The following is a 21,154-nucleotide window of genomic DNA, read 5'->3' as shown; positions in this document are numbered from 1 at the left end:
AATATTTAACATTTGTGGATGATTAATTGTACAGCTACTATCGCGGAAACCGCTTCACACAGGCGTTCTCACAAAAAAGGTGTTAAAGCTCAAAGCCGAATTTGAGGGTGAAAAAAAATTCCAGGATAAATCCTAATTTTACTTAATGATACAAATTCGAGTGAATTTTTAGCCCGGAATGCTGTCTCCCCGCAAGTGTCTGAGCGCGTACAGGACGCATGATAAATCCCATCGCATTGCCTTCATCTGCTGCTTTTACCAGCTCGGCATGTTCATCTTCGGTTAATTCTTCCGTCAGCCAGCCAATTACGACGCTGTAGTTACCCGTGCGTAGCGCACGAACCATAGATTCCAGCGTATTGCAGGGAGAGAGTTGGCTAATTTGCATGACTTTCGTCAATGGAAGCCCGGCCGACTGCACCCACTCCCGGCTTAGTTTTTGCTGAGGCGTCAGCCACAGCTGCCAGCGCGACTGCTGACCTAATTGCTGAAGCAGGGGAAGCAGCAGGAGCTGCGTCATCATGGGCTGGTCCTCGCGATAGACCACTTCACTGATAAGCCCAGCGGTAGTGTGCTCTGACGACACGCGCGCAATTTTGCTTGCTGTGGAAGAGAACGACGAAGAACGATTTGCATAGCCTGAAGTGTACATAATCAATCCAGCCCTGTGAGTTACTGTATGGATATACAGTAACCCTGCTATCACCAAAGATCAACCTTATTTTCTGAAACAGGTTCGCAGTTTTTGGTTGTTGTTACGGGAAAAACAAAATTCATCTTGCCCCTTGCGAATAAGTTGCCTATTTTCGTCATTAACGGATCCGCTACTGCAAATCATTTTATTACGTTATGATTTAAAAGGATTTTTATGAAAAAACTTTCTTATGCAAGGATCTATAAATCACAAGAATATCTGGCGTCATTGGGGACTATTCGTTATCGATCGCTGTTTGGGGGTTATAGCCTGACGGTTGAGGACACGGTATTCGCCATGGTCGCCAGTGGCGAGTTATATCTTCGGGCCTGTGAACAGAGTGCGCAGTACTGTGTAAAACATTCCCCTGTCTGGCTGACATTTATAAAACGTGGACGTCCGGTGGTGCTCAATTATTATCAGGTGAACGATACGCTGTGGCAAAACCAGCAACAACTGGTGTCGCTATCACGGTATTCACTGGATGCGGCGTTAAAAGAAAAGCAAAGTCGTTTTGCACAGCATCGCCTGCGTGGACTGCCGAACATGACATTCCATCTGGAAACCCTGCTGAATGAAGCAGGTATAAAAGATGAAAGCACATTACGCATGTTGGGGGCAAAAATGTGCTGGTTGAAACTGCGACAGGTTAATCCCGCGCTGACGGTGAAAATACTCTATGCCCTTGAAGGCGCAATTGGGGGAATTCATGAGGCGGCGCTCCCGGCGATTCGTCGCCAGGAGCTTGTGGAGTGGGTGAGTTCTCTTACGCCTGAACCGGTGTACTAGACGGCAATGCGGCAATTTGCTGCTGTAATCGTCTGATTTCTGGTAGTAGCGCTATCAATAGGCCAACTTGCTGTACGACCAGTGGTTCTTTACTGTCCGGGCGTGGTTCAAGATGCTGAATCCGTTGCTTCAGTCCTTCAAGCGCCTGGTATACGCGTTGCTCGTCAGCGGGTTGGTGATGAAGTGCATCATCAACATAGCAAACGGCATCGTCCAGTAATGCCAGAACGTCCGGGTTGGTTAACTGTTCACGGTGTGCGCCCAGTGCTGAGATATAACTGGTAAAGGTATGGTTGAGGCACAGCAAGCGGAATGCCGTTTCGCGCGTTTGGGCAGTGACATCCGGTTCACTCGACATATTCGACACCACGGATGCCAGCTCCGCATCACGATTATGCGCATCGCGGCGCGCAATACGGTATGCCAGACGATTGTCTCGCCCCTGATGATACTGTTCGAGAATGGCATCAAGGTAACGACAGTTTGCATCGGTCGCCCGTTCAATCACCCGTGGCAGGTTGCGAAAGCGCCAGTCTGGCCAGATGAAACTGACGGCTGCCCATGCGATGGCACAACCAATCAGCGTATCGATGACGCGCGGCAGTGCGACTTCAAACCCTTCACCAAGCAGGTTAAAGCACAGCAATACCAGCAGCGTGATAAACATTGTGGCATGTGCGTACTGAACATTGCGGAAAGCAAAAAAGAGCACGCCGGTGATCACCAGCAGTATTAATTGCCCTTCCAGCGATGGGACGAACCACAGGATGGGCAGTCCAATCGCTATCCCGACTAATGTGCCGATAATCCTTAACGCCAGACGATGTCGTGTGGCGTTGTAGTTGGGCTGGCAGACAAACAGGCTGGTCAGCAGGATCCAGTAGCCATGGTTCATGCCCGTTATCTGGATAATGGCGTACCCGACGCAGAGCACCAGAGACATGCGAACCGCGTGGCGAAACAGCGCCGACTCTGGCGTAAAATTGCGACTCAGACGCAGCCAGATATCACTGAATCCGTGCGGACTGTCATCGGCAAGCTGATTTTCTGACTCATTGCGCGAGAGTACCTGAGCCTGTTCAGACTCAATGGTGGCCAGTTGCGCATCGATAGCCCGCAGGTTCGATAGTAAGAATCCCAGCGTATTGAGCAGATCTGCAGGAGCACCGCTTGCACGCATGCGCTCAAGGGCAGCATCTATATGTGTAAAGACTCGCTCAAAGTGTGGATCGTGCTGGTAAGGGGTGCGTAGCAAAATGCAGCGAGACAGTTGCGTACAGGCTTGTCCCTGCATCGACATTAGTCGTTGGAAACGAAACATCACATCGCTGTGACGGAAATGGTCGCGTAGCGTCTGGTACTGAATATGTGAGGAACTTGCGCGTTCGTGAATATCCTGCGCGACAAAATAGTAATGCAGTGTGCGGCGGGTTCCTCGCTGTCCGCGGTCACCGCGCAGACGGGTCAGTAATGATACTTTTGTTTGGTTCAGCGTCGCCATCAGTTGCCCATTGGCCAGCGCTAACTCATACAAGGGGGCCTGACTTTCATCTTCAATGTCGGGATCAAAAAGGCGGGATTTCAGCTCCAGGTAGTGTGCCAACTGTTCGTAGCTGCGTGCCAGATTGTCCTGCAGTGGACGAATCGGGAACAGAAGGTGACCGATGAGCGTCAGAAGGTTATACCAGATGGCGCCTGCAAGCAGCAGGATCGGTTGCTGATACCACTGGTCGTACAGTGATGTTCCCAGCATGGTGTAAATGGCGATCAGTAATGCACCAAAGGCGATGGTCGCATAACGCTGGCCTAAGCCTCCCAGTAGTATAAAGCCGCTGGTGGAAAGCGTTAATCCAATTGCGAAAAGCCATGGCCATGGGAAGAGCAATTCGACGGAGGCCGAGGCAATAAAAAAGCAGATCAGCGTAATGATCAAATTGCGCAGACGACCCGCGAGCCGATCGTCCAGATCGGTCAGCGCGGCAGCAACCATGCCCAGCGTGAGCGGGATGGTCAGTTTGACGTCACCCAGCCACCACGGCAGCGCCGTAGTGCCGCAGAGCGCGATAAAAATCCGCACGTAGTACAGCCAGGTGCTGTTCCAGGTATAGCGTTTAAGCAGTGGACTTAACATAAAGGCCATCAGTTCCGATTATTCAAAGCGACGACGCGCGTTGGCTTCGCGTGCGGCACGGGCAACTTCGACTGAAACCACGCGACGACCAACGGGCCAGAGTGCAATTGCGGCGATTTTAAAGTTCGCAATACCAACCGGAATACCAATAATCGTAATGCACTGGGCAATACCGGAAACAATATGCATCAGGCACAGCCACCAGCCGAAGAAAATCAGCCAGAAAATGTTGAGCAGCGTACCGCCGGTATTCAGAAGCACGTTTTTACCCGCCGGGTTGAGTTCATCAACGTGAATCGCCTCATTACCGTAGGGGAACAGCGACAAGCGTGTGATTTCCCAGCAGGAGCGGGTCAAGGGTAGTGTGAAGATAAGCACGATACTGACTAACGTCGCCAGTAACCAGGCTAAGGTGGTGGCGAATCCCCCAAGCACAAAATTTAAAATATTCAGAACAGTACGCATAAACCCTCGGTTAACTCTGGTTTTCTGTGAGTTTGGCAATTGTAACGTTTTTTTGGGCTGGAGCACGTTTTCTCTGGCGGTTACACTGATAAGCAAACCTCTTCGTGTGGATCCGCGTAAGTCTTATGGAACTGAAAGCAACTTCTCTGGGAAAACGTCTGGCGCAACACCCTTACGATCGGGCCGTTATTCTCAATGCCGGCATTAAAGTCTCTGGCGACCGTCATGAGTATCTTATTCCATTCAATCAGTTACTGGCTATCCATTGTAAAAGGGGCCTGGTATGGGGTGAGCTGGAATTTGTGCTTTCTGATGATAAAGTTGTACGCCTTCACGGCACTGAATGGGCGGAAACCCAACGTTTCCACCATCATCTGAACATCCTCTGGCAGCAGTGGAGCCAGGAGATGAGCGACGTCGCTGCGGGAGTTTTACAGCAACAGCTGGATGCGATTGCGGCGCGTACCAGTGATAACAAATGGCTGACGCGCGAACAAACGTCAGGGCTGCAGCAGCAGATCCGCCGTGCCTTTGCCGCGCTCCCGCTCCCGATCAACCGACTGGAAGAATTTGATAATTGCCGTGAGGCGTTGCACCAATGCCAGGCATGGTTGAAGGACATTGAAGCCTGTCGCTTACAGCACAATCAGGCATACACCGATGCGATGCTGGCGGAGCATACCGAGTTTTTCCAGAAGATTGAGTCTTCACCGCTGAATCCAGCCCAGGCTCGTGCGGTGGTGAATGGCGAGCAGTCGCTATTGGTGCTTGCGGGGGCAGGAAGTGGCAAAACATCCGTTCTGGTTGCGCGTGCGGGCTGGTTGCTGGCGCGGGGAGAAGCGGCCGCTGAACAAATCTTGCTGCTGGCGTTTGGTCGCAAAGCCGCTCAGGAAATGGATGAGCGCATTCGCGAACGACTGAATACGCAAGACGTCACCGCGCGGACGTTTCATTCACTGGCGTTGCATATTATTCAACAGGGTAGCAAAAAAGTTCCGACAGTCAGCAAACTCGAAAATGATACTGCCGCCAGAAATAAGCTTTTTATCGCCACATGGCGTCAGCAGTGCAGCGAGAAAAAAGCCCAGGCTAAAGGCTGGCGACAGTGGCTGGAAGAAGAGATGCAGTGGTCCGTGCCAGAAGGCAATTTTTGGGACGATGAAAAATTACAACGTCGCCTGGCCTCACGTCTGGATCGCTGGGTTAGCCTGATGCGTATGCATGGTGGAGCACAGGCGGAGATGATCGCCAATGCGCCTGAGGCGATCCGCGACCTGTTCAGCAAACGTATAAAGCTGATGGCGCCGTTACTCAAGGCCTGGAAGAGTGCTCTGAAAGAAGAGAATGCCGTCGATTTTTCTGGATTGATCCATCAGGCGATTGTCATTCTGGAGAAGGGACGCTTTATCAGCCCCTGGAAGCATATCCTGGTTGATGAATTTCAGGATATCTCCCCACAGCGCGCCGCCCTGTTAGCCGCATTGCGCAAGCAAAACTCACAGACCACGCTATTTGCCGTAGGGGATGACTGGCAGGCCATTTACCGTTTCAGTGGTGCACAACTTTCGTTAACTACCGCCTTCCGGCAACACTTTGGTGAGGGCGATCGCTGCGATCTGGATACGACATACCGTTTTAATAGTCGTATTGGCGAAATAGCCAATCGGTTTATCCAGCAAAACCCGCATCAGCTTAAAAAACCGCTCAATAGCCTGACAGCAGGCGACAGGAAAGCCGTCACTCTGCTCGATGAAAGTCAGCTGGATGCGCTGTTGGATAAGCTATCCGGCTTTGCGAAAGCAGAAGAACGCATACTGGTGCTGGCGCGATATCACCACCTCAAACCTGCCAGTCTTGAGAAAGCAGCGACCCGCTGGCCCAAACTACAGCTGGACTTTATGACTATTCATGCCAGTAAAGGACAGCAGGCGGATTATGTCATTGTCGTTGGGCTTCATGATGGCAACGATGGTTTTCCGGCCCCGGCCCGTGAGTCGATTATGGAAGAAGCATTACTGCCAATGGTCGAGGATTTTCCGGATGCAGAAGAGAGAAGGTTGCTCTACGTGGCACTTACCCGTGCCCGGCATCGGGTGTGGTTGCTGTTTAATAAAGACGCGCCATCCTGTTTTGTTGATGAACTAAAACAACTGGATGTCCAGGTAGCGAGAAAACCCTGAAGAACAGGCGGCGACGGCGGCCGCCTGTCTGGCGATTATTTGAGGCGCTCTGCCAGATAACGGGCGTAATCCGGGATCAGGATGTCCGTTGCATCGTTGAAGTTTGGCGACTGGATAATAAAATCGGCGGTAGATACGTTGGTGGCAACCGGAATATTCCAAACTGTGGCCAGGCGCAGAAGGGCTTTAACATCCGGATCATGAGGCACGGCGTTGAGTGGATCCCAGAAGAAGATCAGCACATCAATTTTCCCTTCAGAGATCAGTGCGCCGACCTGCTGATCGCCGCCCATTGGACCGCTAAGCATGGCGTTGACATCCATGCCGGTCGCGCGTTGAATGAGATTTCCTGTCGTGCCTGTCGCATAGAGGACATGCTTTTCTAACAATGGCTGGTGGCGTTCCACCCAGCTCATCAGCATCTGTTTACAGTGATCATGTGCAACCAGCGCAATATGCTTACGCGCCGGTAAAGTGCGAGTCGTCAGTTCCATAGTACAGCTCCCAAGTTAACCTTATTACAGAGTACTGGAAGCGTTTGACGCTGCAAGAGAAAGACAAAAAAAATGCGTAGGTGAACATAAACGTCATGAGGGTGGCTGTTTCTCTGCCCATTGCAGAAAATTACTTCGTGTTTGCGCATCGGCCTGGCCAAACCAATATTTCAAACGCTGTTCGGTGAGTGTTTGTGACTGCGGCGGCACCCGATCCAGTTCAGAGACCCCTGAGAGCAATGCGCTGTCATCTGCCATCATAGTGGCAAATTGTGGGAGTGAAGCATGCTTAGACGATTTGTTATAGCGTTCAGTCTCGAGTTCATAATCCACGATTTTTGCCGATGAGGTAATCGACAAAATATCCAGCTTGACCGGAATGGGCATGGAATCGCCATCTAATAGTTCCACACGGGGAGCTTCATCGAAATGCGTTGCGTCACGTTCGTTGTTCAGACGGGGGAGATGAAAATTGACCTGACTAACCAACTGAGTATCAAAACTGATGACCAGCGGAGGAGAAATATACAGACGTTCTTCATGGCTGGAGAGACGAATCGTTTTCTCAACGCGAAAGACAAGCTGATGCCGACCATTCTCCAGCTCAATACTGTCGGCACCGCGCAGTAAAGAGCTGGACACCTTTTTTCCGTCCAGCACCAGCAGGTCAATATCATTAGACAGGCGCAAAGAGGTCGCACAAACGGTTACCGGCAAAAACAGAGCAATCAGGGCTGTCACAATGCCGGTTTTCATAAGGTTCTCCTGTCCAGAAGATTTCTGTATAAGATGTATCTAAATTTTTCGACAATCATGTTTACTAACATATAGACATATTTTCCAGTTTAGCTCTCATGCGCCAGTATGGGATGAATGGTTGCGACGTCAGCTTTGTCGTACACTTTGCAAAACAGCCTGGAGGAAGACGATGAAAGAGACCGATATTGCTGGCATTTTGACATCTACCCGTACGATTGCGCTGGTAGGAGCAAGCGATAAACCCGATCGCCCGAGCTATCGGGTGATGAAGTATTTACTCGATCAGGGTTATCACGTTATCCCCGTGTCTCCTAAAGTTGCCGGAAAAACACTGCTGGGGCAGCAGGGCTATGCGACACTGGCAGACGTACCAGAGAAAGTGGATATGGTGGATGTCTTTAGAAACTCAGAAGCAGCATGGGGAGTCGCACAGGAGGCTATTGCTATTGGTGCGAAGACTTTGTGGATGCAGCTTGGCGTTATTAATGAGCAGGCCGCCGTGCTGGCGCGCGATGCGGGCCTGGCGGTAGTGATGGATCGTTGCCCGGCGATTGAAATCCCCAGACTGGGACTGGCGAAGTAAGGTTGTACTGTTGCCGGATGGCGCATTGTATATCCGGCCTGCAACGGTGTTTGTCGTAGGCCGGATAAATGTTGTCAGTTGCGCAGGCGTGGAGCCTGAAGCTGTTTACGGATTGTCCGTGCCAGTTCATCCATCGATGGTTGCTCTGGATGTTCTTCCTGTAGCTCGCTACTCAACTGTGCTTCAGCCAGATACGTATGTACTGGCAGGCCATTATCGTCTTCCATCACCACGTGATACCAGGGAGCGGCGCGAAGTTCGTCGTTAACCGCCAACTCATCAGGTGACGGGTCATCAAGCGAATATTCCGGGTCGATATCCACGACCACTCCGAGGTAACCTAACAGGGAATGGCGGACCTGCTGGCCGATACCGAATTTGCTGGCAATCATAGTCACCTCCCGGGAAATAGATACCCTCTATGTAAGGGTAATATTCCACTTTTCAAGTTACATGATGCGACAGGCAAACCCTTTCAGATACAGCCCTTCCGGGTAGGTAGCGATCACAGGATGATCGGCGGCCTGACGGAACTGCTCTATAAATTGTACATCACGCCCGGCATCTATTGCGGCATCGGCGATGATTTTCTGAAATAAATCGGTGGTCATCAATCCGGAGCAGGAGAATGTCAGCAGTACGCCACCCGGATTCAGCAACTGAATTGCCAGCATATTGATGTCTTTATAGCCACGGCAGGCGCCCATCAACTGGCTCTTGTTTTCGACAAACTTCGGCGGGTCCATCACGATAACATCAAATTTCTCACCACGATCGCGATAGGCGCGCAGCAACTTGAACACGTCATCACGCACAAACTCAGCTTTGCTCAGATCCAGCTTGTTCAGCTCTACGTTCTGGCGGGCAATATCGAGCGCTTCCTGGGAGGTGTCGACGCTGACCACCTGACGGCATCCGCCCATTAATGCTGAGACAGCAAAGCCGCCGGTATAAGAGAAACAGTTCAGGACACGTTTGTTTTCCACGTAACGACGCGTGGCCAGGCGGCTGTCACGCTGATCGAGGTAATAACCGGTTTTATGTCCGTGCTGAATATCAACCAGCAGTTTCATCCCGTGCTCTTCAATCGGCAGTAGAGCTGGCGGCAGTTCACCCGTGACGGGACCCTGAGTCAGTTCCATGCCTTCTTTTTTACGCACGGCAACATCGCTGCGGTCATAAATTGCGCACTCCGGGAAGACAACCTGCAGGGCGCTAATCAATGCGGCGCGTTGATATTCAGCACCGGCGCTGAGCAACTGCAATACCAGGAAGTTGCCGAAGCGGTCAATGGTGACGCCCGGCAGACCATCGGATTCGCCGGCGATCAGACGGTAGCTATCCAAACCATCTTTGTTCGCTAGCCAGTCTCGCCATTTCTGTGCCTGTTGCAGACGGCGGGTAAAGAAATCAATATCGATGGATTCAGACTTGTCGAATGTCCAGACGCGTGCACGGATCTGCGACGCGGGTGAGTACGCGCCGCGTGCTAACCATTTACCCTGATGGTCAACAATATCGATGGTTTCACCGAGGTTGGCTTTACCTTCCATACGTGCGACGGCACCGGAAAATACCCACGGATGGCGACGAAGTAATGATTTTTCGCGCCCTTTGGCTAACACTAAACGTACACTCATAATTTACTATTCTGTCAATTCAAAGAAATGGGCGCCATTGTCCTGAGTTTTACGTGTATTTGCAACGCGCACCGCGATGATAAGGAGAACCATAATGTCGAAAGTCTGCATAATTGCCTGGGTCTATGGCCGGGTACAGGGGGTGGGGTTTCGCTATACCACTCAGCATGAAGCGCAACGGCTGGGATTGACTGGCTACTCGAAGAATATGGATGACGGCAGCGTAGAGGTTGTCGCCTGCGGTGAAAGCGACCGGGTGGAACAACTGATGAAGTGGTTAAAAGCCGGGGGCCCGCCTAGCGCCAGGGTAGACAGAGTCCTCAGCGAACCGCATCGGCCTGGCGAAGAGTTAACGGGATTTAGTATCCGCTATTAAATACATTTGACCGGTTTTGGCAGACCGGCAATTTTGGTTGCCTGCTTGGCCGGACCTTTCGGGAACAGGCGGTAGAGATAACGGCTGTTGCCTTTCTCTTCGCCAAACTTATTGGCCATCGCTTTGACCAGCATACGAATAGCGGGGGAGGTATTAAACTCCAGATAAAACTCGCGCACAAAGCGCACTACTTCCCAGTGTTCAACTGACAGCGTAATTCCTTCGTTTTCAGCAATGGCAACTGCCAGCGGTTCGCTCCATTCGGTTGTGTCTTTTAAATAGCCTTCGCTATCAGTACTGATTTCTTTACCTTCAAAGATCAACATAATTCTTCACTGCGTTAGTCAAACTGGCGGCAGTTTACCAAAAAAGAAAGCCCCGCATAAGCGGGGCTGGATAATGTACGTGGTCATTTTAATCGCGGCTGGCGAAGCCCAGAATGCTCAGCAGGCTGACGAAGATGTTGTACAGTGATACATACAGGCTGACGGTTGCACGGATGTAGTTGGTTTCACCACCACGGATGATGTTGCTGGTTTCAAACAGGATGGCACCTGAAGAAATCAGGATAAACACCGCGCTAATCGCCAGATGCAGCGCTGGCAGTTGCAGGAAGATATTCGCAACCATACCAATCAGCACCACCACGATACCTGCCATCAGCATACCGCCGAGGAAGGACATGTCTTTACGCGTGGTCAGAACATACGCAGAGCAGCTGAAGAAGACCAGCGCCGTACCACCCAGTGCCATACCGATCACGTCACCCATACCTGCCGACAGGTAAGTGTTCAGAATCGGTCCCAGGATGTAACCCAGGAAACCGGTGAAAGCGAAAGCAGACAGAATACCTACTGGTTTATCTGCCGTTTTGTAGGTCAGGAACATCAGACCATACATACCAACCAGCGTCAGAATCAGACCCGGAGATGGCAGCATCAGTACTGTACTGGCAGTTGCGGTGATCGCTGAAAACGCCAGCGTCAGGCTGAGCAGGAAATAGGTATTACGCAGCACCTTATGTGTGCTGAGTAGCGATGTACGATCGCGCGAAGAACTAATAATACGATCCATGAGTCACTCTCTTATGACAGATGTAATTAATGATGGAGGATAATGAAATCAAGGGGAATGACACAGCGGTTTTACCCATCTTTACGCATTTTAACCCGCCAGGCTTAAGCATATTATTTCAACAAAAGCTCCCGAATCAGATGTTAGCACTATAAGTGCGAAAATGTCAGATCCACCTCTCCCAGGTAACTGAAAAATATTGCGTTATTCCCGAATCTCTCTGACAGTGACAGCGGTGTTTACATAAAACAGAGCAATAAGGTAAAGGGAATGACTCAACATAAATCGAAGATATTGACGTTTACGCTGTTGGCTGTCTGTTTGATGTCTATTAACGGCGCGGCAAGGGCGGCAAATGTGCCTGCAGGTACACTACTTGCAGAAAAACAGGAGCTGGTCAGAAACAACGGCAGTGAGCCAGCCTCACTGGATCCGCATAAAGTCGAAAGCAACGTTGAGTTTAATTTAATCAGCGATATGTTCGATGGGTTGGTGGCCGTAAACCTGGATGGCACTATTGCGCCCCGTCTTGCTGCCTCCTGGGAGAATAAAGATAACACTGTCTGGACCTTTCATTTACGTCCAGGCATAACCTGGTCAGATGGATCGGCTATTACTGCACAGGATGTCGTCTGGAGCTGGCAGCGCCTGGTTTCACCGCAAACTACCTCACCCTATGCCTCTTATCTGGGCAATATACATGTCGCAAATGCGGTTGATATTGCTCAGGGGAAAAAAGATCCCGCGACGCTTGGAGTCAAGACGCTGAATGACACCACGCTGGAAATTACCCTGACGCAGCCGACAGCGGCATTTTTAGCGATGCTGGCGCACCCATCGCTGGTGCCGCTGGATAAAGTGCTGATTGGCCGCTTTGGCGATAAGTGGACTCGTCCGGAGCACTTTGTCAGCAGTGGTGCGTATAAGTTGTCGCAGTGGGTCGTCAACGAGCGGATTGTTGCCGTGCGCAACCCGCATTACTGGGACGATCAGCACACGGTCATTAATAAAGTGACGTATTTGCCCATCAGTTCAGAGGCTGCAGACGTTAACCGTTACAAAGCCGGGGAAATCGATATTGTTTTTAGTGTTCCGGTCAATCAGTTCGCTCAATTGAAAAAGACGATGGGTGATGAACTCCATGTCTCACCTCAGCTTTCAACTTATTATTATCAGTTTAATACCACGCGTGCGCCGTTTAACGACCCACGCGTGCGTCGGGCGTTGAATATGGCGCTGGATAAGGACATCATCGCACAAAAGGTGATGGGACAGGGACAGCGTGCGGCGTGGGTTATCAGCCAGCCTGAAATTGGCGGGGTAAAATTACACGCGCCGGACTACGCATCATGGCCACTCGACAAACGCATTGCCGAGGCAAAAAAACTGCTGGCGGAAGCGGGCTACGGTCCTGAGCATCCGCTTAACTTAAATCTGCTCTACAACACTTTCGAAACGCATCAGCGAATCGCGATTGCCGCCTCGTCAATGTGGAAGAAAAATCTTGGCGTTGAGGCAAAACTGCAGAACCAGGAATGGAAAACGATGCTGGATACCATGCACACCGGCAGTTTTGACGTCGTACGCTATGCATGGATAGCGGATTACGACGATGCGTCGAGTTTCCTCAATATTTTCCGCACAGGTGATAGTGAAAACACCACCCGATACAGTAATCCAGCCTTTGACGAAGCGATGCACAATGCGGCGAAAGCAACTTCGCTCCAGGAGCGAGGCAAATATTACCAGCAGGCTGAAGACTTTTTAGGGGAAGATGTGCCAGCGATTCCGGTTTACCACTATGTTCGTACCCATCTGGTGAAGCCATGGGTGGGGGGATTTGCACCGGATAACCGGGGAAACTACTACACCAAAGATATGTACATCAAAAAACAGTAAACAGCAGCAGCCCGGATTTGTGCTGAATAAACGGTCAATTTGTTGTTATTTAAGTCGATTAACAACATTTTGGCTGTTTTTCAGGCAAACGAACACATTGGTGCTTTACAGGTTCGTTCGGGATGTTTATAGTGCGCCTCATTGGAAGCGTGGCCGAGCGGTTGAAGGCACCGGTCTTGAAAACCGGCGACCCGAAAGGGTTCTAGAGTTCGAATCTCTACGCTTCCGCCAAACATGAAAAGGGGTTACCGAAAGGTAACCCCTTTTTGCTTTTGAAGCATTAGAATAGACTTGCAATCTTGACCAATCCCCTTATGTAACATTCAAACACTTGCCTACCCCAATCCCAGGCTTTTCTTTTTAGTGCTATACGCTGCAATTTAACTGCACATTGAAAGTCTTTCCATACTGGCGTGGCTGAAGGCATGGCCATGATGTATTCATGACCTGTAAAAGCCTTAACTGAACCCAGGCCAGTCCAGTAGTGTTTGCCTGGGGGGCAAGTTCAGATCATCAGCAAATTGATGCGTTGCGCAGAAGGACATTGTCGGTACTAGTGAGACGGTTACCCATAAACGTTATTTCTGGCTAAAAAGCTGACGCGGATAGAGTCATTCATCCACAGTTTTTCTGAATATCTGCCGGGCAGGTACCGAGCTGGGCAATCCGTAGCCGAGAAATCGAATCTGATGAGTTTGGTTTTTTATAAAAAATACGCCCTGCTTACCTGTAGGTGCGGCTCATCGCCGCACTCTTAACATATTCACGGATGGCTAATAAATCGGGACAGGCGTTGGCGCAAAAAGCGGTTTTCCTGCCGCAGTTGCGCGTTCTCCTCGAGCAACGTCAGTGCGACGGCAATTCCTGGCCAGTCAAGCGCCAGTTCATGGCGCAGACGCAGTGCGCGTTGCACCACGGTCAGTGCATGGTCATCAAAGGTCTCATCTTCACGGGGTTCGATTACCCCTAAACCGACAATTTCATTCAGTTCTTCTGCAGAAACACCGGTATGCAGACAAAACTCGGTAATGGTAAAGGTAACGGTCACGTTAGCCATTATGCTTTCCCCCACTTTTTGCGCGGATCAAAGGACTTCTGCGCATCCGCCAGCTGTTGCCACAAGGCGGCGCTGTTGTCGTCAGGTTTCGGCGGCATCACGATTTTGATGACCGCGTACAGGTCGCCAGTCTGTTTTTTACCGACCAGACCTTTGCCTTTGATACGTAATCGCTGTCCAGCCTGGCTTCCTGCGGGGATGGTCAGCAAAATACTCTCTTTGAGTGTTGGTACAGTTACTTTTGCGCCCAATGCGGCTTCCCATGGGGCAAGCGGAACGACAACTTCCAGATCCTGATTAACAATATCAAACAGCGGATGCGGCGCGATATGAATCACCAGCCACAAATCACCGTTCGGGCCACCGTTTTCACCAGGGGTTCCCTGACCTTTCAGGCGAATGCGCTGCCCATTGCCGACACCGGCCGGGATCTTAACGTTGAGGGTTTTGGGGATTTCCCGCTCGATCATGCCAAACGCATTGTATACCGGCAGGTTGTAACTGATGGTGCGGCTATGCTCAGCAAGGGTTTCTTCGAGGAAAACGGCGACCTCGATTTCAATATCATGCCCGCGACTGGTGTGGCGCTGCCGTGACTGATGTGCGTGCTGGCCAAAAATTGAAGAGAAGATATCGTCGAAATCTTCAGCGCTGTAGCTTTGACCTTCTCCTTGCTGGAACTGACGATTAAACTGCGGGTCGTTGCGATGCTGCCACAGCTGGTCGTATTCGGCGCGGCGCTGTTCATCGCTCAGTACTTCCCAGGCTTCGGCAACTTCTTTAAAACGAGCTTCAGCGTCGGGTTCTTTGCTGACATCGGGATGGTATTTTCGCGCGAGACGACGGTAGGCGGTCTTGATTGTCTTGAGATCGTCTGTCGGCTTCACGCCCATAATGGCGTAATAATCCTTTAATTCCATAGCGTTCTCTCGTGTAAATCAACACATGAAGAAGGCAATCCCTCTCAAAAGGTATCACCGTTAAGTTTAGGGTAATCCCGATAGGCGCGAATGCCAACCATGAAAAAGGGGGGCGCAGGTCATAAAAGGGTCACCGGCTAATGCGGTGAGCCTGCTTGTTTATCTACCTGTCATACTCACATTTTCCCTTTTCACCAGACTGTTCGTTGTTGAGCGAAGCATCGCATTTTATCCAGTAATAGAGTGGCTGAAATTAACAAGAGAGAGATACTGAATGATCGCCGTTATTTTTGAAGCAGATGTGCATCCTCAGGCTGGAGAGCGATATCTTCAACTGGCCTCAGAGCTGAAGCTGTTGTTGGCAGAGATCCCTGGGTTTATTTCTATCGAACGATTTCAGAGCATTAATACGCCCGGGAAAATGCTGTCACTTTCATGGTGGGAGGATGAGGATGCAGTGCGCAGGTGGAAATGCAACGTCAGGCATCAGGCCGCACAACAGGAGGGTAAACAGTTGATTTTTTCATACTACAGAATACGTGTTGCCACTGTTTTGAAGGATTACGCCTCTGAATAAGGTTCTGCCAGCGTATATGACAGCTGGCAGTCAATAATGTCTGCCTGTAGCAACAGGAGCCAGGACAGGCTCTGGCTCCTGTTGGTGGTGCGTCAGTAATATTAACGGCTTATCAAGGTCTGGAAAAAAGAAAACGAACGGTATCAGCGTAGTTCTGGACAAAAGCGTTAACGTTATCTGATTTTAATCCTTTCGGGTTAATCATATATTTACCCTTGATAAAGATAGCCGGTACACCTTTCAGGTCTACCGCTTTAGCCAACTCCTGTTGCTTCGCCGTTAATGATTTTACGGCAAAGCTATTCCATGCAGCATCATAGTCATTTGCACTGACACCAGCGCGGATAAATACATTGCGAATATCATCTGCTGTTTTAACAGTTTGTTTTTTCTGCACGGCATCAAACAGTAAAGGTTTTACTTTATCTTCCACGTTTAACAGCATAGCGACAGACCACGCGTGCGTCATCTCCGGCCCCAACGGACCTAAGAAATCAACGTGATAGTCAGTAAGTTTGACATCAGTAGGTAATGCTTTTTTCACATTATCAGTGACTTCCAGAACTTCATCGTATTGGTAGCATGAAGGGCAATAAAATGAAAAGAACTTAAGCGCAGCGGGCGCTGACGCAACTGGCTTTTCAAGTGAAATATATTCCTTGCCATCGGTAAATGTTGCTGCCTGAACGCTCACAGTAAAAATCAGGCCTAGAAGAGGAAGTAAGATTTTTTTCATTTCCATATACTCTAAATAACATTTAACAAACAATTGTTTTGATGATGAACATAATGTTCATGGCGGTAAGTTATAATACAATATTTATCCGAAAATGTGCTGGCCCTTACTTTCATTTACGCAGGCATATCTACTGGCATACTTGTCATTCAATTTCATGGTCAGTGGTGAAATACTTGTAGGGACGCTTTGTGAATAGTAAATAATAAACCCCGTGATATTTTTAGCTTTGTTTTATTAGCGTCATTATTTTGCAATAATGAAATTAATTAACAATATTAATTATCATTTCTGGGCAGCGCGCTGGGGCGGAATGAGAATTGACCGGCCTCTGCCGACATAACTTTACAGGGTAAAGGTTGCCAAAACCTCGCCAGTGACTAAGATAACTCGCGTCAATCAGTGAGGGTATAATGGCGAAACGTCAACGGATGGGATGGTGGTTCCTCTGCCTGGCATGTGTTGTGGTGATGGTATGCACCGCGCAGCGCATGGCGGGTCTGCACGCGTTGCAGATGAACACCACGACCACTGCTGTTGTCGCGAGCGCCCAGGCCGATACCGATGAAGCTTCGCCCGTTACGCCTTGTGAGCTGAGCGCAAAATCATTGCTGGCTGCACCGCCAGTATTGTTTGAAGGCGCGATTCTGGTGCTATGTTTGCTGCTGTCGCTGTTGGCACCCGTGCGGACATTTCGCCTACCTTTTTTCCCTCCGCGCGCTATCTCGCCGCCCACTCTCCGGGTGCATCTCCGATTTTGTGTCTTCCGTGAATGACAGCGCAGCCGTTGCAGACTGTTAGATAATTATTCACGGAGAAAAAATATGAAGACTGTTTCCAGGCAGGCGCTGCTCTGCCTGTTATTGCTATGGCTGCCCGTATCCTGGGCAGCTGAATCCGGCTGGCTGCGTTCACCCGATAACAATCACGCCAGTGTGCGGTTACGTGCCGATACAGCAGCTGACGGTGAAACCCGTCTGCTGCTCGATGTTAAACTGGAGGATGGCTGGAAAACCTACTGGCGATCGCCGGGTGAGGGAGGCGTTGCGCCTGCTATCTCCTGGAAAGAGGAAATGCCTGCGGTCGACTGGTTCTGGCCAACCCCTGCTCGTTTTGAGGTCGCCAATATCACCACCCAGGGATATCACGATAATGTCACCTTCCCGATGGTAGTACGTGGCACCACGCCAGCCGCCCTTAACGGTGTATTGACCCTATCAACCTGCAGCAATGTCTGCCTGTTAACGGATTTTCCCTTTTCCGTGACGCCGAGCGTCCAGGACCCGTCTTTTGCTCATGACTATGCGCAAGCGATGGGGCAGATACCGCTGGCCAGCGGGCTGACCGATGCGCTTAGTGCCGGGGCGCGAGCCGGAGAGCTGGTGGTTGAGGCTCGTCGTGCGGGGGGCTGGTCTGCGCCAGGCCTGTACCTGGACACCGTTGATGATGCGGATTTTGGTATGCCGCAAATCCGCGTAGAGGGCGAAATACTACGGGCAACGGTTCCGGTTCATGACAGCTGGGGGGAAGGGGCGCCGAATCTTCGTGGTAAACAACTTACACTGGTTCTGGCTGATAACGGCGTTGCACAGGAAAGTCGTCTTGCCATTGGCGATGCACCAGTGGTGAAGAATGCAGCGATCCCACTGTGGCAGGTGGTGCTGATGGCGCTGTCAGGCGGGTTAATTCTTAACTTAATGCCCTGCGTGCTTCCAGTACTGGGCATGAAGCTGGGCTCGATTTTACTGGTTGAGGAGAAAAGCCGTCTTCAGGTTCGCCGCCAGTTTCTGGCATCTGTGGCTGGGATCCTGGTCTCTTTTATGGCTCTCGCGCTGCTGATGACGGTGCTGCGCCTGACCAATCAGGCGCTTGGTTGGGGGATCCAGTTCCAGAGTCCGTGGTTTATCGGCTTTATGATGCTGGTGATGCTGACGTTCAGCGCCAGCCTGTTTGGGCTGTTTGAATTTCGCCTTCCTTCAGCAATGACCACCATACTGGCAACTCGCGGCGGTAACGGCTTGTCAGGGCATTTCTGGCAGGGCGCGTTTGCGACGTTGCTTGCCACGCCGTGCAGTGCGCCGTTCCTGGGGACGGCAGTGGCGGTGGCGTTGACCGCCTCGCTGCCGACGCTATGGGGGCTGTTCCTCGCGCTCGGGCTGGGGATGAGTTTGCCATGGTTGCTGGTGGCACTGCGTCCGGGTCTGGCGCTGCGTCTGCCGCGTCCGGGGCGTTGGATGAATATCTTGCGGCGTCTTCTTGGCGTGATGATGCTTGGCTCGGCTATTTGGCTGGCAACATTGCTGCTCCCGCACCTGGGGTTCGCAAGCCAAAGTACAGCCAAAGAGAGTGTGAACTGGCAACCGCTGAGCGAGCAGGCCATTGAAGATGCACTGGCTCAGCATAAGCGCGTAGTTGTAGATGTGACGGCTGACTGGTGCATTACCTGTAAAGTCAATAAATTCAATGTTCTACAAAAAGAAGATGTCCAGACTGCACTGCAACAACCCGATGTGGTGGCTCTGCGGGGTGACTGGACGCTGCCCTCTGAAGCGATCACCGAATTCCTGAAAAAACGCGGCCAGGTTGCTGTGCCGTTCAACCAAATTTATGGTCCCGGTTTGCCGCAAGGTCAGGCATTGCCGACGTTGTTAACCCGCGATGCGCTGCTGAATACACTGGCCGATGCCAAAGGAGTGAACCCATGAAAATGATGATTGTCCTGCTGCTAACCCTGTTTTCTGCCGTCAGCGTGGCGAAAGAACCTGCACCGTTTACCCCGGAACAGGAAAAGCAAATTGAAGCATTAATTCAGGAAGCCCTGTTTAACGATCCCAACAGCCCGCGGATTGGCGCAAAGCAGGCAAAACTGACCCTGATAAACTTCACCGATTACAACTGCCCATACTGCAAGCAATTGGATCCGATGCTGGAAAAAATTGTACAGAAATATCCTGATGTGGCGGTGGTGATTAAACCGCTGCCGTTTAAAGGGGAGAGTTCGGTTCTGTCGGCGCGAACCGCGCTGACGACCTGGCGTGAGCATCCGCAGCAGTTTCTGGCGTTACATGAGAAACTGATGCAGAAGAAGGGCTACCACACGGCAGTGAGTATTAAACAGGCACAGGAGAAAGCCGCTGCCAGCCCTGTGACGCTGGATGCACAAAGTGAGGAGACGCTGAGCACCAACCTGCAACTGGCACGTCTGGTCGGTGTGCGAGGCACGCCTGCAACGATTATTGGCGATGAGCTGATCCCGGGTGCAGTACCGTGGGAAACACTGGAAGAGGTGGTCAAAGAAAAACTGGCGGCCGCAAATGGTCAGTAAACTGCGCCGCTGGCTGCGCGAAGGACTGATCTTACTGGTGTTATTCGCCGGGGCGATGTTGTTGATGGATGCCTGGCGAGCGCCCCAGCTTCCCGTAGCGTTTGACAGTACGCCTTTGCAGACGCTGGATGGTGAAAACGTTACGCTGGCCTCGCTCAGCAAAGAGGAGCCAGTGCTGATCTATTTCTGGGCGAGCTGGTGCGGCGTGTGTCGGTTCACGACACCGGAAGTCGCCAGACTGTACTCAGAAGGCGAGAACGTGATAACCATTGCGCTGCGTTCTGGTAATGAGGCGGAGGTGACGCGCTGGCTGGCGCGTAAAGGCGTAGACTTTCCCGTCATCAACGATGCCGACGGGACCATCTCCCGCAGCTGGGACATCAGCGTCACGCCAACGCTGGTCGTGATGTCGCACGGTCGCGTGGTGTCGACAACCAGCGGCTGGACCAGTTACTGGGGAATGAAGCTACGCCTCTGGTGGGCAAAAAACGTCTGATTCTGATGCCGGGGAAACCCGGCATTTTTTTTCGATAAAAAGGTAAGAAAAACATGTTGTTCTGATATTGGATCCTGAAATTATATACTAATAGTTATATATTTTTGATTTTTTCTGTAGTTGCAAATCCACAAAGGTAATGGCATATCTGATGGTGTTTTAAATATCTTATTTCTCGCAGGGATTAAAGAATAATGCGCAAGGGTAAAGTTATTGTTATATCAATGATGTTTTTTTGTATCCTTATTTTTATTGCTGCTATTGTCTGGTTTATGATGTATCAGGGGGAACTCGCTGAACCTACCGGTGAAGAGAAACATGCCGCTATTCTGCATGCTTCAGGCCTGTTGAAATCAGATGCGCAGGATAAAAAAACAATTAACAATTTGTATCAACGTTATATTTTAGCGCGTAAGGTTAATCTGGATTCCGGTGAATGGGTCGCTGATGACGTCCAGACGCAGGGATGTAAAAAACTCGCTCCGGAACATGATCCCGCGAAGATCCATCAGCGCTGTACGATTGCAGATGTATATCTTGTAAAAGATAAAAGCAATAAAATTCAACAAATTATACTCCATGTTTTCGGTAAGGGCGCGAAGTCAATGATGTATGCCTTTCTGGCTCTTGACCCAGACGGACGTACGGTTAAAAACCTGTATTACTATCAGCAGCGGGAAACTCCTTTTTTGGGAGCCAGAGTGGAAGATGAGAGTTGGCGTAAGCAATGGCCGGGTAAAAAAGTAGTTGATAATAACAGGATGCCAGCACTAAGAATAACTCAGGAGAAACCACAGAATATCGATGAATATACAGTAGATGGTATTTCTGGTGCGACCCTGACATCGAATGGGGTTGAGAGAAGCATCAACTACTGGACAGGCGAACAGGGTTATGGCCGTTTTTTGCAACGAATTACTCGTGGCCCTGATATAATAGTTCCCTGATCGCTTTTGTTT

At 50.7% G+C, this 21,154-nt stretch carries 23 protein-coding genes and 1 tRNA gene; 12 read left to right on the top strand and 12 right to left on the bottom strand.

All coding sequences use genetic code 11. From position 1 onward, the window contains the following. Positions 1-142: 142 nt before the first annotated feature. Entirely contained in the window at positions 143-652 is a 510-nt protein-coding gene (sulA, locus tag OGY19_RS16295; RefSeq protein WP_040231828.1) for an SOS-induced cell division inhibitor SulA, read from the bottom strand. Positions 653-868: 216 nt separating this feature from the next. Here sulA and OGY19_RS16290 point away from each other — a divergent pair, with 216 nt between their 5' ends. Then, positions 869-1,483 carry a TfoX/Sxy family DNA transformation protein gene (locus OGY19_RS16290; RefSeq protein ID WP_048212109.1) on the top strand — a complete coding sequence of 205 codons (615 nt, stop codon included), beginning with the start codon at positions 869-871 and terminating at the stop codon, positions 1,481-1,483. Here the strand turns inward: OGY19_RS16290 and yccS are convergent. Then, the gene (gene yccS / locus OGY19_RS16285) at positions 1,461-3,614 is read right to left on the bottom strand and encodes a YccS family putative transporter (RefSeq protein ID WP_005123516.1); all 2,154 of its coding nucleotides are present in this window, start codon (positions 3,612-3,614) and stop codon (positions 1,461-1,463) included. The genes OGY19_RS16290 and yccS overlap by 23 nt on opposite strands. 18 nt (positions 3,615-3,632) lie before the next feature. Continuing rightward, positions 3,633-4,079 carry a YccF domain-containing protein gene (locus OGY19_RS16280; RefSeq protein ID WP_005123514.1) on the bottom strand — a complete coding sequence of 149 codons (447 nt, stop codon included), beginning with the start codon at positions 4,077-4,079 and terminating at the stop codon, positions 3,633-3,635. Positions 4,080-4,204: 125 nt separating this feature from the next. Here OGY19_RS16280 and helD point away from each other — a divergent pair, with 125 nt between their 5' ends. After that, a complete protein-coding gene (gene helD / locus OGY19_RS16275; protein ID WP_115602289.1) occupies positions 4,205-6,259 on the top strand; it encodes a DNA helicase IV in 2,055 nt (684 codons plus the stop codon). A 35-nt stretch (positions 6,260-6,294) separates the two neighbouring features. Here helD and mgsA read toward each other — a convergent pair whose 3' ends face one another. Both mgsA and csgI read right to left on the bottom strand, forming a co-directional pair. Beyond that, positions 6,295-6,753 carry a methylglyoxal synthase gene (mgsA, locus tag OGY19_RS16270; RefSeq protein ID WP_048212106.1) on the bottom strand — a complete coding sequence of 153 codons (459 nt, stop codon included), beginning with the start codon at positions 6,751-6,753 and terminating at the stop codon, positions 6,295-6,297. 93 nt (positions 6,754-6,846) lie between these two features. Then, a complete protein-coding gene (gene csgI / locus OGY19_RS16265) occupies positions 6,847-7,509 on the bottom strand; it encodes a curli synthesis inhibitor (protein ID WP_048212105.1) in 663 nt (220 codons plus the stop codon). 172 nt (positions 7,510-7,681) lie between these two features. On the opposite strand from csgI, the gene OGY19_RS16260 reads away from it, so the two are divergent. Beyond that, positions 7,682-8,095: a CoA-binding protein gene (locus tag OGY19_RS16260; RefSeq protein ID WP_006685217.1), complete on the top strand. Its 414-nt coding sequence runs from the start codon at positions 7,682-7,684 to the stop codon at positions 8,093-8,095. A gap of 74 nt (positions 8,096-8,169) precedes the next feature. Here OGY19_RS16260 and hspQ read toward each other — a convergent pair whose 3' ends face one another. Together hspQ and rlmI are read right to left on the bottom strand one after the other, a co-directional pair. Continuing rightward, the gene (hspQ, locus tag OGY19_RS16255) at positions 8,170-8,487 is read right to left on the bottom strand and encodes a heat shock protein HspQ (RefSeq protein WP_005123508.1); all 318 of its coding nucleotides are present in this window, start codon (positions 8,485-8,487) and stop codon (positions 8,170-8,172) included. Positions 8,488-8,544: 57 nt separating this feature from the next. Further along, positions 8,545-9,735, bottom strand: coding sequence for a 23S rRNA (cytosine(1962)-C(5))-methyltransferase RlmI (gene rlmI, locus OGY19_RS16250; RefSeq protein WP_115602288.1), 1,191 nt, complete (start codon positions 9,733-9,735; stop codon positions 8,545-8,547). Positions 9,736-9,829: 94 nt separating this feature from the next. Between rlmI and yccX the strand changes: the two genes are divergently transcribed. Continuing rightward, positions 9,830-10,111, top strand: a complete 282-nt coding sequence (yccX, locus tag OGY19_RS16245) for an acylphosphatase (RefSeq protein ID WP_115602287.1) — start codon at positions 9,830-9,832, stop codon at positions 10,109-10,111. Here yccX and tusE read toward each other — a convergent pair. Both tusE and yccA read right to left on the bottom strand, forming a co-directional pair. Continuing rightward, positions 10,108-10,437, bottom strand: a complete 330-nt coding sequence (gene tusE / locus OGY19_RS16240; protein WP_048212102.1) for a sulfurtransferase TusE — start codon at positions 10,435-10,437, stop codon at positions 10,108-10,110. The genes yccX and tusE overlap by 4 nt on opposite strands. An 88-nt stretch (positions 10,438-10,525) precedes the next feature. Beyond that, a complete protein-coding gene (gene yccA, locus OGY19_RS16235) occupies positions 10,526-11,185 on the bottom strand; it encodes an FtsH protease modulator YccA (RefSeq protein WP_003035917.1) in 660 nt (219 codons plus the stop codon). A 270-nt stretch (positions 11,186-11,455) separates the two neighbouring features. Here yccA and OGY19_RS16230 point away from each other — a divergent pair, with 270 nt between their 5' ends. Further along, a complete protein-coding gene (locus OGY19_RS16230) occupies positions 11,456-13,084 on the top strand; it encodes an ABC transporter substrate-binding protein (RefSeq protein ID WP_286596816.1) in 1,629 nt (542 codons plus the stop codon). 143 nt (positions 13,085-13,227) lie between these two features. Beyond that, positions 13,228-13,315: transfer RNA gene (locus OGY19_RS16225), tRNA-Ser, on the top strand. A 532-nt stretch (positions 13,316-13,847) separates the two neighbouring features. Here OGY19_RS16225 and cbpM read toward each other — a convergent pair. Both cbpM and cbpA read right to left on the bottom strand, forming a co-directional pair. Beyond that, the gene (gene cbpM / locus OGY19_RS16220; protein ID WP_048212100.1) at positions 13,848-14,141 is read right to left on the bottom strand and encodes a chaperone modulator CbpM; all 294 of its coding nucleotides are present in this window, start codon (positions 14,139-14,141) and stop codon (positions 13,848-13,850) included. Then, positions 14,141-15,061 (bottom strand): curved DNA-binding protein, encoded by a 921-nt coding sequence (cbpA, locus tag OGY19_RS16215; RefSeq protein ID WP_115602275.1) that lies wholly within the window; start codon positions 15,059-15,061, stop codon positions 14,141-14,143. Before cbpA ends, cbpM begins: the two co-directional genes overlap by 1 nt. Before the next feature lie 274 nt (positions 15,062-15,335). Here cbpA and OGY19_RS16210 point away from each other — a divergent pair, with 274 nt between their 5' ends. Next, positions 15,336-15,638 carry an antibiotic biosynthesis monooxygenase family protein gene (locus OGY19_RS16210; RefSeq protein ID WP_048212098.1) on the top strand — a complete coding sequence of 101 codons (303 nt, stop codon included), beginning with the start codon at positions 15,336-15,338 and terminating at the stop codon, positions 15,636-15,638. A gap of 112 nt (positions 15,639-15,750) precedes the next feature. Here the strand turns inward: OGY19_RS16210 and dsbA are convergent, their stop codons facing one another. Further along, positions 15,751-16,374: a thiol:disulfide interchange protein DsbA gene (gene dsbA / locus OGY19_RS16205; protein ID WP_048212097.1), complete on the bottom strand. Its 624-nt coding sequence runs from the start codon at positions 16,372-16,374 to the stop codon at positions 15,751-15,753. Between the two features lie 413 nt (positions 16,375-16,787). Between dsbA and OGY19_RS16200 the strand changes: the two genes are divergently transcribed. The 5 genes from OGY19_RS16200 to nqrC all read left to right on the top strand — a co-directional run bounded on the left by OGY19_RS16200 (position 16,788) and on the right by nqrC (position 21,142). Continuing rightward, the gene (locus OGY19_RS16200) at positions 16,788-17,150 is read left to right on the top strand and encodes a copper resistance protein (RefSeq protein ID WP_286596815.1); all 363 of its coding nucleotides are present in this window, start codon (positions 16,788-16,790) and stop codon (positions 17,148-17,150) included. A gap of 48 nt (positions 17,151-17,198) precedes the next feature. After that, a complete protein-coding gene (locus OGY19_RS16195) occupies positions 17,199-19,079 on the top strand; it encodes a cytochrome c biogenesis protein CcdA (RefSeq protein ID WP_286596814.1) in 1,881 nt (626 codons plus the stop codon). After that, positions 19,076-19,699 carry a DsbA family protein gene (locus OGY19_RS16190; RefSeq protein ID WP_061067645.1) on the top strand — a complete coding sequence of 208 codons (624 nt, stop codon included), beginning with the start codon at positions 19,076-19,078 and terminating at the stop codon, positions 19,697-19,699. The genes OGY19_RS16195 and OGY19_RS16190 overlap by 4 nt, the downstream gene beginning before the upstream one ends. Beyond that, complete coding sequence (locus OGY19_RS16185) at positions 19,689-20,195, top strand: protein disulfide oxidoreductase (protein WP_101741511.1); 507 nt, start codon at positions 19,689-19,691, stop codon at positions 20,193-20,195. Before OGY19_RS16190 ends, OGY19_RS16185 begins: the two co-directional genes overlap by 11 nt. Positions 20,196-20,389: 194 nt before the next feature. Continuing rightward, a complete protein-coding gene (gene nqrC, locus OGY19_RS16180; protein WP_286596811.1) occupies positions 20,390-21,142 on the top strand; it encodes an NADH:ubiquinone reductase (Na(+)-transporting) subunit C in 753 nt (250 codons plus the stop codon). The last annotated feature ends 12 nt before the right edge of the window (positions 21,143-21,154 follow it).

Origin of the sequence: Citrobacter sp. Cy070, assembly GCF_030332245.1 — a bacterium.
GTDB lineage: Bacteria > Pseudomonadota > Gammaproteobacteria > Enterobacterales > Enterobacteriaceae > Citrobacter > Citrobacter youngae.
This window is presented reverse-complemented; position numbering and strand designations above follow the sequence as displayed.